14 protein-coding genes and 1 tRNA gene are annotated in these 17,879 nt (G+C 41.5%); 8 read left to right on the top strand and 7 right to left on the bottom strand.

Translation table 11 applies throughout. The features are described 5' to 3' along the window. Positions 1-243 precede the first annotated feature (243 nt). Positions 244-1,179, bottom strand: a complete 936-nt coding sequence (locus ACNURT_RS08720) for a Nif3-like dinuclear metal center hexameric protein (protein ID WP_419701399.1) — start codon at positions 1,177-1,179, stop codon at positions 244-246. A 267-nt stretch (positions 1,180-1,446) separates the two neighbouring features. Here ACNURT_RS08720 and ACNURT_RS08725 point away from each other — a divergent pair, with 267 nt between their 5' ends. From ACNURT_RS08725 to ACNURT_RS08735, 3 genes are all read left to right on the top strand, one after another. Then, on the top strand, positions 1,447-2,304 hold the full coding sequence (locus ACNURT_RS08725; RefSeq protein ID WP_419701400.1) for a hypothetical protein: 858 nt from the start codon (positions 1,447-1,449) through the stop codon (positions 2,302-2,304). A 134-nt stretch (positions 2,305-2,438) separates the two neighbouring features. Continuing rightward, positions 2,439-2,512: transfer RNA gene (locus ACNURT_RS08730), tRNA-Arg, on the top strand. Positions 2,513-2,618: 106 nt separating this feature from the next. Then, on the top strand, positions 2,619-2,906 hold the full coding sequence (locus ACNURT_RS08735) for a hypothetical protein (RefSeq protein WP_419701401.1): 288 nt from the start codon (positions 2,619-2,621) through the stop codon (positions 2,904-2,906). 94 nt (positions 2,907-3,000) lie between these two features. Here the strand turns inward: ACNURT_RS08735 and ACNURT_RS08740 are convergent, their stop codons facing one another. The 3 genes from ACNURT_RS08740 to ACNURT_RS08750 form a co-directional block, all read right to left on the bottom strand. Beyond that, positions 3,001-4,455, bottom strand: coding sequence for an alpha-L-fucosidase (locus ACNURT_RS08740; protein ID WP_419701402.1), 1,455 nt, complete (start codon positions 4,453-4,455; stop codon positions 3,001-3,003). 161 nt (positions 4,456-4,616) lie between these two features. After that, positions 4,617-5,339: a hypothetical protein gene (locus ACNURT_RS08745; RefSeq protein WP_419701403.1), complete on the bottom strand. Its 723-nt coding sequence runs from the start codon at positions 5,337-5,339 to the stop codon at positions 4,617-4,619. A gap of 154 nt (positions 5,340-5,493) precedes the next feature. Beyond that, the gene (locus tag ACNURT_RS08750) at positions 5,494-6,213 is read right to left on the bottom strand and encodes a DUF4397 domain-containing protein (RefSeq protein ID WP_419701404.1); all 720 of its coding nucleotides are present in this window, start codon (positions 6,211-6,213) and stop codon (positions 5,494-5,496) included. A gap of 205 nt (positions 6,214-6,418) precedes the next feature. Here ACNURT_RS08750 and ACNURT_RS08755 point away from each other — a divergent pair, with 205 nt between their 5' ends. Both ACNURT_RS08755 and ACNURT_RS08760 read left to right on the top strand, forming a co-directional pair. Next, positions 6,419-7,384, top strand: a complete 966-nt coding sequence (locus ACNURT_RS08755) for a quinone oxidoreductase family protein (protein WP_419701405.1) — start codon at positions 6,419-6,421, stop codon at positions 7,382-7,384. Between the two features lie 297 nt (positions 7,385-7,681). Next, positions 7,682-10,807: an AsmA family protein gene (locus ACNURT_RS08760; RefSeq protein ID WP_419701406.1), complete on the top strand. Its 3,126-nt coding sequence runs from the start codon at positions 7,682-7,684 to the stop codon at positions 10,805-10,807. Positions 10,808-10,855: 48 nt separating this feature from the next. On the opposite strand, the gene ACNURT_RS08765 is transcribed toward ACNURT_RS08760, so the two are convergent. Together ACNURT_RS08765 and ACNURT_RS08770 are read right to left on the bottom strand one after the other, a co-directional pair. Continuing rightward, positions 10,856-11,320 carry a DUF417 family protein gene (locus ACNURT_RS08765; protein ID WP_419701407.1) on the bottom strand — a complete coding sequence of 155 codons (465 nt, stop codon included), beginning with the start codon at positions 11,318-11,320 and terminating at the stop codon, positions 10,856-10,858. A 230-nt stretch (positions 11,321-11,550) separates the two neighbouring features. After that, complete coding sequence (locus ACNURT_RS08770) at positions 11,551-11,940, bottom strand: energy transducer TonB (RefSeq protein ID WP_419701408.1); 390 nt, start codon at positions 11,938-11,940, stop codon at positions 11,551-11,553. A 141-nt stretch (positions 11,941-12,081) separates the two neighbouring features. Here ACNURT_RS08770 and ACNURT_RS08775 point away from each other — a divergent pair, with 141 nt between their 5' ends. Further along, the gene (locus tag ACNURT_RS08775; protein ID WP_419701409.1) at positions 12,082-12,711 is read left to right on the top strand and encodes a hypothetical protein; all 630 of its coding nucleotides are present in this window, start codon (positions 12,082-12,084) and stop codon (positions 12,709-12,711) included. A gap of 9 nt (positions 12,712-12,720) precedes the next feature. On the opposite strand, the gene ACNURT_RS08780 is transcribed toward ACNURT_RS08775, so the two are convergent. Beyond that, positions 12,721-14,703, bottom strand: coding sequence for a phosphatidylinositol-specific phospholipase C domain-containing protein (locus ACNURT_RS08780; protein ID WP_419701410.1), 1,983 nt, complete (start codon positions 14,701-14,703; stop codon positions 12,721-12,723). 118 nt (positions 14,704-14,821) lie between these two features. On the opposite strand from ACNURT_RS08780, the gene ACNURT_RS08785 reads away from it, so the two are divergent. Continuing rightward, positions 14,822-16,252, top strand: a complete 1,431-nt coding sequence (locus ACNURT_RS08785; RefSeq protein WP_370994793.1) for a hypothetical protein — start codon at positions 14,822-14,824, stop codon at positions 16,250-16,252. A gap of 185 nt (positions 16,253-16,437) precedes the next feature. Further along, complete coding sequence (locus ACNURT_RS08790) at positions 16,438-17,727, top strand: BamA/TamA family outer membrane protein (protein WP_419701411.1); 1,290 nt, start codon at positions 16,438-16,440, stop codon at positions 17,725-17,727. Positions 17,728-17,879: the final 152 nt, after the last annotated feature.

Raw genomic sequence — 17,879 nt, forward strand, 5'->3', positions numbered from 1 at the left:
CAAAAATTGCGATTTTCAAGTCAATCAGGCTTTGTTTTTACATAAATTATCGCTTAAAAACACATTAAATATTAATGTTGATACATGTTTAATCAAAAAGACCATTAATTATAACAAGTGTATGATTAACATGTAATTAGCACACCGGTAATTAAAGTACTTAATTTGCAATTGTACGTAATGTTAAATTATTTAGCAACAAATAATGTTTACTTCTGCTTTATTATTCATTGTGCCTAACAACTACAAAAATGAAAGAGAATTGTTGGATAATAAGTGTGTTATTTTCATACCAGGTAACTTTTCTTTTAACCAGTTTGCCATAAATTCAGAACCGGGCTCTTCGCTGGCAATATGTCCCAGTACGATGAGCGATAGTTTTTGGCCTTTAGCTTGCGCATCACGAACATATTCGGCAGTTTCCCATTCCTGTATCTCGCCGCATATCAACACATCTGGTTTTTCTTTGCCCATGGCTTGTATTTGCCTTGTGCCGCCTGCAGCGCCGGGCATCAGCAATATTTTTTGACAGTTTTGCTTCAGATCGCCAATATATCTCACCTTATCAATAAATAATTTCTGCTTTAAATGATCAATTAACGAGCTTAAAGAGGTTGTTGGAAGCATCAACACATTAGTGGCGACCGGATTATAATAGCTCTGCCAGCCCAATTGTTTCAATAGCCCCATCCTAACGCCATCGGGATTAATACTGTGTATATAGTCATGATTACGCCATACGGCTATGTTATGTTGTTGAAGCAGGTCTGCTTTATAACGATAAACCTCGTCATTAGCCAGCCAGGCTGTTTGGTCCTGATGATTGTAAAAAGTAGGTTCATGGGCAATAATAAAATTGGCTCCCAAAGCAATACTTTTCCTGATCACTTCAATGGTAGCAAACATGGTGGTAACAATACCGGTAACCTGAATGTCGCGGTTGCCAGCTTTCAGTGTATCAACGGTACTGTTGAAAGGAGCGCCGGGTACCTGATTGATGAACATATCCATAACTTCCCCAACAGTTACGGGGGCAGGTGGAACAAAAAAACTATCAGCATGGCTTATTACAGGAGAGGTTAATAGAGTGGCAACGCCGGCTGCTTTAGTAAAATTATAAATGAATTTGCGCCTGGACTGATCCTGACCCAGCTGGAATGGATAATTGTTTGTGCTCATGATATTTGGTTGTGGTAATAGTCAAATATAAAGAATAGACAAAGGGTTTATGCGTAATATTTTGCCCGATGTTTTCCCCATAGTCCATTGTTTTACTCATGTCAGGAGTAACTTCAGCATTTAGTAAACCGGCACATCATTGCTTTACGGTTAAATTGACTTTTTTGTTTGGTTAACCGGTAAACGGCATTTCAATTGCTTGCTTCGCGATAAATCCACAAATATCAAATCGTAACATATTAAGAAAAATCTACACCTTACCTTATCATGAAACTAAAGTTCAAAAGCCTTCTTATTGTATTAGCGGGTGCCGCGCTATTTTATACTGCCTGCAAGAAAGAAGTGAAACTAAATCCAAACAATAAACCACCGGTATCTACTACAGACACGGCAAGCCTTGCTACCAACCAGATCATCAAAAATATAACACAAACCCTGTCTGGTGCTTATGGAGGTGTGGACATTAATAAGGGGCTGATCCTACCCGATCTTACTACCATTAAACAATCAAAACCACTCATAATAGGCCTTGTCAACCTCTGTTCTTTCTTTCCGGATACGGTGGTGAATTATAAAACAGTTATAGGTGATACCACTACCTCGCAAACCACCGGATTGTTCAAATTTTATTTTAGCTGTGATACTGTAAGACTTCCGGGAAAAAAATACCCTGATTTTACAGGTTTAAACGGATACGTAGCTTATGACTCTCTGGCAACAATGGGCCAAACCCCCAGCGGACTTTTTATTCATAATATAAAAGCTTTTTATCAGGCAAAGGCTTTTGATAGTAATGTGCCTCTGGCTATTAATGGCAGCAGTAGCAAACTTATTTCTTTTAATGGAAGCATTAAATCATTTGTTGATACCGCGTCGACTAAGAAAACGCTGATCCCATCATCTGTACATGCTTATTATACGTTGAAGGATGTAAGTATTGATCTGTCAAAAAATAATGATATCACAAGAGGCACCATAACTTTTGCAGCTGTAGGCGAGGCCAATAGTATCAAGTGGTATTATGAAGGTCTTGTTACTTTTTTAGGTGACCACAAAGCAAGTGTAGTTATTAAAAATAAAACCTATAATGTTGATTTGCGTACGGGCAAAATAACCAAAGCGTAGATATTCAAAATACCGGAACGTTTTATAAAAGGAAAGGAATAAGCAGTATTCCGACCCAAATGGTAACTGAATTCAAAAATTTGATTGATATTTTCGTATAATTTTGCATCTTTGCACCGCGAAAAACTCGCGATGGTCCCATAGCTCAGCTGGATAGAGCAACTGATTTCTAATCAGTAGGTCTCAGGTTCGAATCCTGATGGGATCACTTTTAAGTCAGAAGCCTCAAGTCGAAAGTCTTGAGGCTTTTTATTTTTATACACCATCTGATTTTTTTATTTTAGATCGAAGACTGTCAAAGAAATTAATGCCCTATGAAAACTTTAAACGAATTTAAAGAATCATTAACTTTAGAACAACCCGTGAGCGGGCTTTCGGTGCAGTTGAAAAGCCTTTGGTATGATGGCAAAGGCGATTGGCACCAGGCGCATGCCCAGGTTGATCAGCTCAATGATCAGGCATCGGCCTGGGTCCATGCCTACCTGCACCGTAAGGAAGGCGATATTTGGAATGCCGATTACTGGTACGGCAAAGCAAGACAAATTCGCCCAGGTCTGCCTTTGGAGGAGGAGTGGGAGCAGTTGGTATTACAATTTCTTTGATTGTGTACCTGCCCTTTGGGTTTTAAAACAATAGACTGAGACTAATTTATATCAAGATCTTTAATTTCGGGTGGTAAAGCTCATTTGAAACGATCTATAAAGCATCCTTGATCTTCAGTACCAGGAGCTCAGCTGGAACTTCCCCCGGCTTCAAGCCAGAGAGATCAATGATGCAATCATTACCGGCATTTTTTATCACCAATGACTTTTTACTTCCTAAAATAGTAACTGCCGCCTTTGCCGGAACATGGATATTTTGCAAACGTATTTGTGGTACATAGGCGGGAAGTATACAAAACAGATCTTTTCCTTTTTTTGTAAAAAAGGCTGCTATAGATGCCGTATCTTTTTTAGGTACAACCAACTCCGCGATGCTGTAGCCGGCCATGTAACTTTCTTTCTTTTTTTGTGGTTTTGGTCCTGCACTCCATTGATACGGATATTGGTACGCGGTAGTGCCATATATCGCTTCTCCGTTAATTTTTAACCAATTGCCTATATCGGTCAATCGCTGCTGCATAATTACCGGGATACGCCCGTCGGCAGTAGGCCCGATATCGAGCAGTAAATTACCGCCTCTGGAAACAATATCAATCAGCATTAAGATAAGGTCGTGACTGCTTTTATAGTCTTCCAGCTTCTCATTCCGGTTGTATCCGTAGGAATGACCGATGCCCTGGCTTTCTTCCCAGATAACACTGGCATCCATACCACTGCCATATTCGGAAGTGGTATAAGTGGCCCCGTTGTTTTTTCCGCGGGTATTGCTGCCCCAGCGATCATCGACAACTACCTCCTTGGCTACCGGCGACTCATTGAACAACCAGGCCAGTAATTCGGGGCTATGCCAGGCGGTATCGGGCAATTCCCATTCGCCGTCAGAAAAAATAATAGAGGGTTTATATTTTGTTATCAGGTCCTTAAACTGTGGGAACATGTGTTCCGAAACAAAGCGTTTCTTGTCTTTCAGCCACAGGGGATTGAACCATTCGTACAAAGAATAATAGTATCCCATTTTTAGTCCTTCAGCCCTTACGGCATTGGTAAGGTCGCCTAACAGATCACGTTTTGGTGTGCCTGTTACCGCGTTCCATGGACGCCCCCAGTCACGGTCGGCTTCAGCGCTGTTCCATAAACAATATCCTTCATGATGCTTTGAGGTAAGCACCACATAGCGTGCGCCTGATTTTTTTAAAACATTGGCCCATTGTTGGGGATCAAACATCTCTGCTTTAAACATTGGCTCAAACTGCGGATACAAAAAATCGGTGCCATAATTTTTATCGTGAAATGCTACATAATCTTTTTGTTTATCCTGCTGTACGCGGTACCAGTACCATTCGGCATAGCTGTCGCCGCTGTTGGGTATTACCGGCGCGTAGGAGGGTACCGCATACAGCCCCCAATGAATAAAAATTCCAAACTTATCGTTATGAAACCATTCAGGCATTTTTCGTTTATTGAGCGATTCCCAATTGGGCTCAAACTTTTGTGCGGCGGCCATATTAATATTGAAAAGGAGAAGGAGCAAAAACAATAAATTTTTCATAAAAGCATTTTTAAGCAGGAGTGATAACAAATTTAATGATTGGAATGGTGTCTTTATCTTACTACGGGAAAGAATTATATCTGCATAAAAAAAGCACCTGCCAGATAGCGTTGATAGGTGCTGATAATTAAAGAAGATAGTTTTGCCGGTTTAAATTAAATTTAGTTAGGTATCTTAATATAAAAATGATCGCCCCGGTTATCACCAAAGTTCGAGAAATTCTCAGGACCCAGGGATGACCTGAAGGCCTCTGAAACATAAAAATCGTTCTGATAAGTAATAAGCTTTTGCACATTGTTATTAAGGGTGTACAAAGTTAAATAGCTTTTGAAAAACAAGGGACTATTCTCCTTTTCAAACCTGGCTATTTTTACTTTGAGATCGCTGCCGCCATAACCCGATGGCACTTTTGATTTAGTAAAAAGCGTATCGGCAATATATTGGAATTCCCGGCTATCAACATTGGTAATGGTTTTACTAACCTGGGAATGCGGAGGAATAAAAGCTACATTTTGCGGCAGGGTTACCTGTGCGCTGATATTTTCATCAGAATAACGGATCCCCCGCCCTATGGATGTTGAGGACACTGTACCATTTACCTGTAAAACACCATCGGCATAACTGGTGCTTTTTTTGTCCATAACAAAGGCCGAGCGTTCCCAATCCGCATAAATAGGCTCGTTGAGCTTGTTATAAATGCTTACGTGGATAGGCACATTTTCACCTGCAAAAGAGTAGGTGATCTTTACAGAATCGTTTTCCAGTTTAAACTCACCGGTTTGCTCGTTATGAGCAGTGTTGGTACTGCTGAGGGTGTTCATTTGGTAGGTACTGCATGACGATAATAAAGCAATAGCCATGCTAATGATAAGTAATGTTTTCATAGGTTGAAGTTTTGTACGCGTTTGACTTAAAAGTCGCTATGGGGTTTAATCAAAACCGGAATTTTTATGGGGCAGAAGACGAATACATTTCAAAACCAAAAGCCCCTGCAATACATTGCAGGGGCTTTTGGTTTTGAAAAACGATACTTAATAATCAATAATAATATGCGTTGGTTTGTACGTTGGCGCTCAATTTCTTTTGATCGGTGGCAGCAGCCAATCCCTGCAACCATATGGTATACACCGATCCACTGTTTAGTTTTAAGTCTGCCAAGGTAACCAAAACCGTGGTAGTTCCTTTTTTGCGGACTTCCAGTGTATACGTGCTGTTACCCTGTACCGGTACAAAAGCCGAGGCTCCTTTATAAGCCTGGTTACCGGCCAGTAAGGCACCGGCTTTTATCCCCAGGTCAACCGCGCCGGCATCCGGACTAACATTCACCAGGCGAATAGTAGCTTTTCCTGCATCCGGTCGACTGATAGAGTCGGTGGTTAATATCATATCCGGAGTAGCGGTTACATTGGATAAGTACATAGAATAAAATTTTTGGGCAGTAAGGTTTATGGTATCTGCTTTAAGCTTTTGCTGCGTACCCGCTACATAAAAGCTGGCTACCCGTTTACCAGGGAATGCCCTGATATAATCAATCCCATGCCCATAATTGATGGGGAAATCATTGGCACGGTTCTGATCCAAAAAGAAATTTACGGGTTGTGAGTCAGGCGAAGCATTGATCACCGAAAGATATGCTACCGGTGGTTCAACATAGTCATTATCGTGATTTTTTAAGCAGGATGTAAGCAGCCCAGCCAGCAAACACATCATCCCGACAATGCCTGCCCGCCTTTTTAAATTTTGTTGAACGTATTTCATAAAATTAGTTATTGTAGAGATCATCATATACTTAACCTTACGTATACCGCTGGTAAGAATGCTACAGATACCCCAAATTTTATCTGTAAATTAAATGTTACGTTCATAGTGTGGTTGTTTTTCAAAGTATCATGCTAATGTCTGTTTATATTGAATTATTCGCCATGTTAAATAGGTGACCCAAAAAAGATTGATATTAGATGATATGAAAGCATTAACATTTTCCACATTCGGAGACCCCGGAGTTCTTCAATATCAAGAGATCGCTCCGCCTGTATTAAAGGCCGGGGATATACTGGTAGAAATGAAAGCCATCGGTCTTAATTTTTCTGATACGGAGCGGCGTAAAGGGAATTACCACCTGCTGGGAAAACCTCCTTATATTGCTGGCTATGAGGGCGCTGGGATAGTAGCCGATAATAATGGTCATCCTGATTTTAAGCCAGGTGACAGGGTGAGTTTTGGCGATGTACCCTTTGCCAATGCCGAGCTGGTTGCCGTACCGGTAACACACGCTATCCCATTACCTGCCGAAATAAGCTTTGAAACCGCTGCCGCTATACTTTTACAAGGCATGACGGCGCATTATCTGGCAACAGACAGCCATTTGGTTAAACCCTGCGAAACGGTGCTATTGCATGCAGTGGCTGGAGGCGTTGGTCAGTTGCTTACACAAATATGCAAGTTGCTGGGTGCAAAAGTTATAGGCCTTACCTCTTCTGAAGCTAAAAGAACTGCCGCGGTCGCTGCCGGAGCCGACGTGGTTTTTTTATACCAGGACAATTGGAAAAAACAGGTATTAGATTATACAGGAGGTAAAGGTGCAGATGTAACCTACGATAGCGTAGCAAGCACCTTGAATGACAGTCTTGCGGTAACCAGGATATTAGGCACGGTAGTATTATATGGTAAAGCTGGTGGATTACCTGAGCCGCCACCATCTTTAGAGCTCCTGATGGATCGTTCGCAAACCATTACCGGCGGCGACCTTTGGAGTTATCTGGATTCAAAAGAAGAACGGATCAAACGAGCGGGCGTATTGTTTAACTGGATAACCTCGAGACAGCTGGTGTTACAAGCTCCAAAATCTTTTAAGCTTTCCGACGGCAAATTGGCCCATGAGTACATGGAAAGCAAACAAAGTACCGGGAAGATCATTTTAATTCCCTGATCAAGGGCTGTTATTTTCGGGCTTTTACCCTGGGCTAAAATGTAAAATAGTTTGTTATAAAAATATCCCTGCCCCCGGGCCCTTTAGAGGGGCCCGTAATGGGGACAAGGAACTTATAGTACCGACATTATACATTACGCCGCTACCCGTGTATTTGATACACCCCATTAATAATATTTCTGCATTTAATCATCAGTTAAAACATTTTACCAACAAAGCTTAATAATAATTTTACCCGCGGCATTTGGCTTTTATCCTTATCTTCATTGCGCCCTATCTGCAATTATTTTTATGCCGATGCCGATTAAAAAAATCATATTTAAAACACTTAAAATAAGTGGTATAACACTGGTAAGCTTACTGGCGCTGATGTTTCTGTTGCCGTATCTTTTTCCGCAAACTATAACCAACAAGATCAAACAGTGGGCGGGAGGCAGTATCAACGGTAAACTCAATTTTACAAGTACGCGCTTATCATTCTTTAAAAGGTTCCCGGCGCTTACCCTTACGTTAAATGATTTTTTGTTGAATGGCAGTGCACCTTTCCAGAATGATACGCTGGTAGCTGCTAAGGAAGTTTCATTGGCTATAGATCTTTCGTCGGTGTTTAAAAGCAAGATCAATATCAATAAAATATACCTGAGCCAGGCGCTTATCAATATTAAGGTTGATAGCAGTGGCAAGGCCAATTACAACGTATATAAATCAAAAGACAGCAAACCTGCGAACGCGGCTGACACCAGCAGCGCATCTTTAGGTATTGAACAGATACTGGTTGAAAAAAGCCGGTTGGTGTATGATGATAAGTCGGTACCAACGCAAATCAGTGCCAGCGATTTTAACTATAAAGGAAGCGGCGATTTGAGCAAGGATATTTTTGATCTGTCGAGCCATATCGCGGCAGCCTCTGTCGATTTTATTTATGCCGGCAAAAGCTATGTTCATCATAAAAAAGTAAATGCCGACCTGGTCACCAGCATCAATACCAAATCCCTGGCTTTTGCCTTTCAGAAAAACGACCTGCTCATTAATAAACTCCCGGTTAAGTTTAAGGGCAGGTTTGAGTTCCTGAAAGATGGCTATGATATGGATTTCCGGATCACTTCTGATCAGAACGACCTGGGTGATATTTTTACCGCCCTGCCCGCCGAGTATGAGAAATATGTTGATGATACCGATATCAGCGGCAACGGTAATATCCAGATTGCGCTTACCGGCAAATACATTGCCTCCAAAAACATTATGCCCGATCTTACTTTCAATATGAAGGTACGCGATGGTTCCGTAGTAAATAAAAATACACCAGAACCGGTGAAAAACCTGTTTATCAATATGGATGCTAAACTGCCGGGCCTTAACCCGGATAGTTTAAATCTTAATATCGATTCGATCTATTTTAACATTGGTAAAGATTATTTTGGCTCGGTGATCAAAGTAAAAGGGATCAAAGAACCGCAGATCTTCGCCAAGATCAATACCGAGATCGACCTGCAGAAATGGAACCGCGCCTTTGGCGTTAAAGCAGTTGATCTGAAAGGGCGCTATTCGCTGCACCTGCTGGCCGAGGGCAAATATGCCAAAGGACTGAAAAGAACCGGCGGGTTAAGACCAAAGACAGAAACGGTGATCACCAGCATCCCTAAATTTACGCTGCATTCCTCTTTTACCAATGGGTATATCAAATACGCCAATCTGCCGGAAGCGTTAAAAAATATCAGCTTTAACCTGAATGCTGCCTGTCCAGATCACGATATAGCTCATGCCACCCTGCAGGTAGATAACCTGAACGCCATTGCCCTTAATAACTATATAAAAGGGTATTTGAAACTAAGCAACACGGCCGGCGCGATGATCGACGCGGGTCTTCAAACCAAATTTCACCTGAGTGACGTGAAACAGTTTTTGCCAGCTGACAGCGGTATGGATGTGCGCGGCGATCTGGATGCGAATTTGCAGATCAAAGGCCGGTATATCCCCCAACGCGGGATCTTCCCGGTTACCGATGCCAAACTGGAGCTGAAGAACGGTTATGTGCAAACCAAATACTACCCGCACCCGGTGCAGGATATACAGGTGAGCGCGGATATCACCAACAATACCAGCTCATTAAAAGGACTGAAAGTAAACATTAAACCGGTGTCCTTTAATTTTGAAGGGCAACCTTTTATGCTGAAAGCCGATCTGCATAATTTTGATGATCTCAACTATCGCATAGCCTCACGCGGCCAATTGGATATTGGTAAGATATATAAAGTATTTGCGATGAAAGGGTATGATGTAAAGGGCTTTATCAGTACCAATTTTTCATTAAAAGGTAAACAAAGCGATGCCCTTGCCGGGCGGTATAATCTATTGGCTAATTCTGGCACCATGAAAGTAAGGGATATTACGCTTCGGTCGGAGTTATTTCCCAAACCATTTCTGATCAAGACAGGTCTGTTTAGCTTTAACCAGGATAAAATGAAGTTCGATCAGTTTACGGCCAACTATGGTAAATCGGTGATCGTTTTGAATGGTGCGTTATCAAACGCGATCGATTATGCCGTCAAACCAAATTCGACATTGAAAGGGCAGTTTAATCTGCAAAGCGACCTCATCATTGCCGATGACTTTATGGCCTTTGCAGGAACTCCGGCATCGGCTAAACCTACCCCTACCAAATCAAACGGGGTTATCCTGGTACCCGCCAACCTCGATCTTGATTTTACCGCCGATGTAAAAAAGGTAAAATACATGGGACTCGACATTAGCGATGCCAAGGGGCAAATGAGCATCAGCAAGGGGCAGATCATACTGAAACAAACCGGCTTTACCCTGATAGGCGCGCCTGTAGTTATGGATGCAACTTATGGCAGCACCACACCGCAAAAAGCTTATTTTGATTACCACATCAACGCCAAAGAGTTTGATATACAGCGCGCTTATAAAGAAGTAAAAATGTTTCATGACATGGCTTCGTCAGCGGCGCATGTGCAGGGTATTGTATCATTGGATTATAAATTGAATGGTAAACTCAACGGTGATATGAGGCCCATTTATCCTTCCATAAAAGGAGGCGGCGTGCTTTCGGTTAAGAAGGTAAAACTGTATGGTTTTAAACTGTTCAGCGCCGTAGGTAAACAAACCGGGCACGACAGTCTGGCCAAAGGCGATGTATCCAAAGTGGATATCAAAAGCACCATTGCCAATAATATTATGACCATTGAACGTACTAAAATGCGTATGGCGGGTTTCAGGCCGAGGTTTGAAGGCCAGGTAAGTTTGGATGGTAAGCTGAATCTGCAATTCAGGCTGGGACTACCACCATTTGGTATATTCGGCATCCCAATGACCATTACCGGCACACAGGAAAACCCAAAAATAAAAATGGGCAAGGCCAAGAAAGAAGACGAGCTGAAGGAAACGGCGGAGGATGATAAGTAATAAAAAGGGGCGCTTAAAATCAGGAGCGCCCCTTTTTATTACACCTAATTATGCGATCTTCCTGCTGAAATGCCCTGCTAAAAATAAAGACGCGCCCAGGATGCTGATATCTTTAACAAGGAAGGAGCCAACGCCTGATGGTACTACCAAACCATCCACATGTTCAACTACACCGGGTGTGCTTAATAAAAACGTGCTGGTTACAAAAAAGATAAGCACACACAACAAACTGCCCCATAAACCTGCTTTTGGTAAAAAGTTGCCCAGCAATATACCCAGGGCCGCGGCAATTTCCAATATACCAATGATGGCTGATGTTGTTCTGATACTGAAAATGGAATACATCCAGCTCATGAGCGGACTATTTTTTACCAGTCCGGCAATGCCGTTGCTTTCTGTTGGGGTAAATTTAAAGGCGCCTATCCATAGGAGTATCAAAGCGATACCGAAACTTGATACAATAAATGCGATGTTGTTGTCATTGAGCCATTTGGCAAATTTTAATACTTTCATTTTGATTATTTTAATGATGATTTGGTTAACGAACTGCCTGATGACATTTGCCTGGGCAATTCAAAAGGCTTAGTCGCAAGGGAGAAAACATCCTTACAATGTTTTGTGGTAATTTTTGGGGTGAGTGTTGAAGCCGAAGATGGATTTGCGACAATTTTATCTAACCTTGGTTAAAGGCAAACAGATTGGTGTAAAATGGCTTGGATAATATCCGGTTAACTATAGCTGCGTTATTCTGCTTCCCAGGTGAAATTTATAGGCATGGTATAAATCATTTCAACAGGCTTCCCTTTAATATATGCTGGTATCCATTTGGGCATCAGCTTGATGACCCTTAAGGCTTCTGCATCAACAGACTCATATAGTTTCCTGATAATGCGGGACTGCTTTATTTCGCCGGTTTTAGTCACTGTAAATTGTATTATCACCTTACCTCGTACATCTATCTCCCGCTCAGGGTAACGTAAATTCCTTGCTAGGAATGAAGCTAAACTATCCTGGCCGCCTGGAAATTGAGGAGGGGAGTTTTCTTTTTTAGAGCTCATCTGTGCTACACTTGTCAGTGTGGTGAGCAGGCTACTGATCAAGAGTACGATAGTAATGGGCTTTGGTACTTTCATACTTAACGTATGTAAAAGTAATATAAAATTAGCATTTAAAAAATAAAATTCTGTTAAAATTGATTTAACGAAATAAAATTTCAAACTAAATATTAATGCGTTGTTGGGAAATATGTTACTTTAGATTTTAATCTTATCACGATGAGCATACTGATTAGTATTTTAGTTTTTGTATTGGTTATTTTCTTAATATCGAAATTTAAAGGCATTAAGTTTGGTGCTGAACCTTCAGATAACACCTCGAGGCCGGATGCGGGTGCAAAGCCAACTACGGAGAAAGATAATGATAAGCTTATTGTTGTAAGTAATGTAAATCGGGATGATATAGAGCTTGCCTTAACCAGGTTTTGTAATACCTATAATAAGGCAGATTATGCAGCTTTGCCAAGATTGTCGAATGTTTCGCCAGATACATTTGCTATAACTTTCCCTTACGATATTGACTTTGTTACTTTTTGCTTTGCCATAAACTTTATAAAATATCCAACGGATATTAAATGGAATGCAAAAGTAACGGCCTGGACAACGGCTAATAGTGGAGAGGCTTGGATAGCCGATTCCAGTGTAGGGAAAAGGATAATGCTGTTTATACCAGACGATGATAAAGAGTATGATAATGTGTTTTTTACCACGGCTGATAATACTGGATATAAGCTTGATTTTGCTGCCAGAAAAGCCAAACCACCGCTTAATATACCCAAAATGCAATTTGCAGAATCATCGGTTGATTTGGATAGCCTGAAACAGCTTCAATTTAAAGATATTGAGTGATCTCTTTTTTTAATTATAAATCGGCGTCCCGTTCAGCTCAATACAATAATCGGTTATCCAGGCTCCGGCCACGTCAACATATAAAATATTGGGTTTATTGCTTTTGTTGATGGTACCTGTGCTTATCCATTCATTCAATTTTGCTGGAAGATATTTATTGCCAAACATGGCCAGGTCTGTTATGCTTTGGTTTTTTTTGATCACATTGGTGAGCAGCATCATGCCGTTAATTACAGGGTTTACCTTTTCATCCTGAAAATCATTACACACCAGCGCTGCCTCGTCGCTGCTTTGGGTAAGCTGCCAGTCGAGCCGTACCAGGTCGTTACCATTTATACCGTTCTTCATCGAATTGAAAAATAGCTCCTCCGTACTCAACAATCTGTTGATCTGGTTGGTAGCGGCATAGGCCCTGCGGATATTAAGAAAAGTTTTCCCTTTGTCAGCCATGGAGTTGGAGTCGATGAGTTTATCGGGATTGGCGTATTGCTCAAAAGTTACGATCACCTTGCCCGCCAGTTCGTTCAGTTTAATACGGTCAATGCTTTTCGATTGGTTATTATAGATGCGCTCCTTACCCAGGACCTGAAAAATAGAGTCGGCAACTTTACTTGCCGACGCCTCTTTTGGGCAGAAATGACTGAATGTTAAAATAATGAACTCCTTTTTATTACGATTGAGGAAGGTTTTAATGGAATCAAGGATATCCTTAAAACGCTCGCCATATCCGCCACCCATGGCATCGGCCATGCAATCGGAAGAGCTGTGCTTGGTGTAAATGCTGTTTTTAAATGACCCCACCCGCAGATCGAACATCCGGATACCAGCATTGAGCTGCTTGCCAATATTTTGTTTCTGGGTAAGCGTATTGCAGGGGTTGATGGAGCTTGCGTGCTGCCCTCCTGTACCGTTTAACGCCGACATACCAGCATCATGCGAGCCAGGTATCACGATATCTTTAAGGGTAAGGTTTCCTTTGGCCGGAAACAGTGTATCCTCCATCCACCGGGCAGGATTGTAATTGGAAAAGTAGCTTAGATAAAGTTTTTGATCTTCGCTAATAAAGGCCATGATGAATTTTTTGGTATCTACATTACAAACAGACACGGGATAAGGTGTTTTAAAATAGTCGGGTAAAGTATGCCCGGCAGCCGATCTGGTTTGTTCATCACCGGTAACATAGTAAATACGGTTATCCTTTTTATTGCCCTTCCAGATATAAAACAGGCGGGTAGTATTAAACAGGTGATAAACGGCCGGAGAGGCTTTGGTTTTTGAGCCGGATACAGGAAATTGATCTGTCCATATCCCGGTATCCGTATTAAGATCAGTATAATAAATACCCTGATCGTTATAATAGCATAATCTTACCGTATTATTGGAAAGCGTGACTATAAAAGGATAGTCCGGGCTCTTTTTATTGGGTACTGTTTGCAGCGTAGCCGGTTTAAGTACCCCACTGTCATCTGCATCGATCAGGGCTACTACCATATCATTCTTATTATCGGCATGTGAGGCAATCATCATCCGGTTGTTTATAACCGTGGCTGTAATGCCCGATCTTAGTTTAGGTGAATTTTCGAAGTTTACTGTACTTATAGCTTGCGTATTAAAAGTAGTATCGCTGTTATTAATAATATATTTTAATGATCCATCCGTGCCCAGCCATAAAACGTATATATGGTTGTTAACCACTCTTAATACCGGTGCAAAGGCGCTTTTCTCGGTGCCTGCTGTGGTCTCGTTTTGCGAAAACCGGGTATCATGCTGTTTACCCAGATAACATACATGGATATTGCCGATTGGGCCGGTATCTTTCCAGGTAACAAAATAGCCACCTTTAAAATTAGTAATGTCAATTGCCTTATCGGTACGGGCAGCTGGCAAAAAATTAATAGGCTGGCTAAAGCTCAGGTTTTGTGCCTGTGTTTTTTTTGACACGGAGAGGATCAAAAATAAAATGAGTGCTGTGTTAAGAAACAGAGACTTCATAATAGCAGGTTTAGAGGGGTTAGTAGGGGCATATTTAATAATTTCAATATTATAAATTTTCAGCTAATATTTTTCTTTACAGTGAATTTATAATATTTTTATTTGAAAAAACTAACCTATGCTAAAAACACTTATCATTTTTTTAGGTGTGATTTTATTCCTGCAGGAAGTAAAAGCACAAGACGCCAACTATTGGTCGTCGAGTTATAACCCAGCCGGCTACCTAACCCCCGGGGCAGTGATCGCTTTCAACCGTGACAGCGGAGTGATGTTTTTGAACCCGGCTTTACTGGCTTACAACAGTAAAAGTTCGGCTTCCATCAGCGGGTCAATTTACCAGTACGGTACTATCAAAATAAAGAATGGGGTTGGCACCGGGCTCGATCTTAAATCAACATCGGCCAGTATCATCCCGCAAATGATATCGGCAACAATATCTTTAAAGGGTAAACACCCCTTTACGGTTGGTTATGCGCTTACCCATAACCCGGTTATGAGCTACCAGGCTACACAGCAGCGCGATGGTAAGTTCAATGTGCTTGATGATTCTTATAGTCCTGGTAATGAAACATTTCTGGGGCAATTTAAAAGACTGAACAGTATCAATGAAACTACGGGCATTATAAGCGGTGGTTTTAAAGTATCAGATCATTTTGCATTGGGTATATCGGCAGAGGCACAGCTGCGTAAGCAAAGTTTCAATTCCGATTTCAGTTCAAGGGCTTTGTATAATACCAGTAGCCTTACAAGTCTGCCACCAGTTGCAAATGCCGAAGAGTCATACCTGGCATCGTATTTTCATGCGGGAATAAGGTTTAAGATGGGGTTGGCTTATGATGCGGATAAGAGCCACCTGGGGCTTACGGTATCGTCACCGCTGTTACATGTAACCGGCAGCGCAAGCATACTAAGTGATAATGTGGCCAGTAATATAAGACTTGCCGGCGATACACTTAATATTTTAGCTAATACGAGGCAGGATAAGCTTAAGGCAACCTACAAAATGCCGTTGAGTATAGGTTTTGGCTATGCCTATGATTTAAAAAACGGGCAAATTTATTTTGCTGCCGAGTATTTTAACAAACTGAATGAATATAACCTGATAACCCCGCGTGATGTAAGCTTTGTAAGAGGAGACATACCTGATATTGCAACTTCGTCATTACTTAAACTTAAAGATGTAAGGAAATCAGTGTTCAATTTTGGGATAGGGCTAAGCTATTTGCTGCAACCAGATGTAACCGGCTTTGTATCATTACATACCGACTTTAACTATGCCGATAATGCTTTGTATAAAAACGATGATGGCCATACTGCTAATACGGCCTATTACAATATTTACCATTGCCAGTTAGGCGCCAACCTAAAGAAACGGAAATTCAACTTCCGTACCGGGTTATTGCTATCCTATGGTACAACCAATAAATACATGCAGTATATTAATTTTGATAATCCAAGCGAAAGTAATGTATTGGCTGGCCAGCCAATAAACACCAGTGCTTCTCATTTTTCAGTAGGTGTAATGCTGTCATATATTCATAATTTGTAAAACCGGAGCCAATACAGGTAAGTTTACAATAGAGGTTTGCCAAACATTTCGAGGATTTTAGGGTTTAAATTTTGATTTAACTAATCACAACGGGTTTATTAGTAATTGAAAATTAAATATTTATCATCCTGGAAACGAAATATATAACCAAGCGAAAATTTTATTTAGCATTTAATATTTTATTATTGGCGCTATGTGCAGGCTTAGCCAATAATGCCTACGGTCAGGCAGTTGGCGCCGATTCTTTAAAAAAAGATTCTGTACAAAAACATGCCCTGAAACTGCAACGCAAGGAAGCGGTTGCGCTATCCAAACAATATGATGTGGGCGATCTGGCAAATGCTATTTTTCATCCGCATAAAAGGCCAGATTCTGTTCTGAAAAAATCATCAGGTATTACCGTTATCCCCAATGTGGCGGCAAACCCTACTATCGGTTCGCAGATCGGGATCAAGGCTGTGGCCGGCCGTAAATTAGGGAACGACCCGAACACGCTGTTATCAGTAGCCGCTACGTCGGCTTCCATTACCACCAAGGGCATTATTTATTTTTATGTAAATCATAACGTGTATACGCCGGGCAATAAATGGAACTTTCAGGGAAGTTTGGTTGCTGCTAAAACCGTTACGCCCGATTTTGGCCTGGGTATCGGCCGTCAAAATGTGGAAGGCAGCGAAGCGGATAAAATACTGGCCGATCCGCAGCGCAAAGTGTATACGCTTAAATCGTTGTATTTCAATTTCAGGGAGAAGGCTTATAAGGAGATTCAGAAAGGCCTTTTTGTTGGGGCTGGAGTATCGTTTGATATCAGGCGAAATATTGAAGCTAAGGACACCACCAATAAATTAACCCCATCGCGTATCTATAACGAACAGCATGGGCTTCCGCAGGACCGGTATTCGGCCAACGGACTACTTTTTAATGTGCAGTACACTACCCGCGATAACCAGAACCGCGCTTACAAGGGTATTTATGCCGATGCCGGTTTCCGTATCAATCAAACCTGGATGGGCAGTACCAAAAGCGCGGTACAATTCACCACCGATTTCAGGAAATATTTTAGTCTTTCCGAAAGTCATCCCGAGCATGTGATCGCATTCTGGAACTGGGGCTCGTATTTGCTCGGTGGCACATTGCCTTACCTGGAGATCCCGGGAACAGGCCGCGATGGCAGCTTCCGCAGCGGCAGGGGGTATACGTCTACCTATTTTAAAGGTACCCAATATAATTACTCCGAAGTGGAATACCGTTTCCCGATACTGAACAATAAGTTTGTAAGCGGGGTGACTTTTTTTAACCTGCAAACAGCCAATGATGGGTTGGGCACCAAATTATTCCGGGTATGGCAGCCGGGTGGCGGTGGCGGCTTACGGGTGCTGTTTAACAAGGCCACGCGAACCAACCTGTGTCTGGATTATGCCTGGGGTAAATATGGCTCCAAAGGTTTCTTTTTGGGTTTGAATGAGGCGTTTTAAAGGCGGGATAAGGTATAATCAAATTCATGCTTTAAAAATTGGATTTTCTTAACTTAATATCATTGATGATACCACAGACGGTATAAAACAGTGAATTCATTTTATAAAAGATTTAATTTGACCTGATATAGGCTATAAGTATTTTAAAATCT

Origin of the sequence: Mucilaginibacter sp. NFX135 (genome assembly GCF_048565145.1) — a bacterium.
In the GTDB taxonomy this organism is placed as follows: domain Bacteria; phylum Bacteroidota; class Bacteroidia; order Sphingobacteriales; family Sphingobacteriaceae; genus Mucilaginibacter.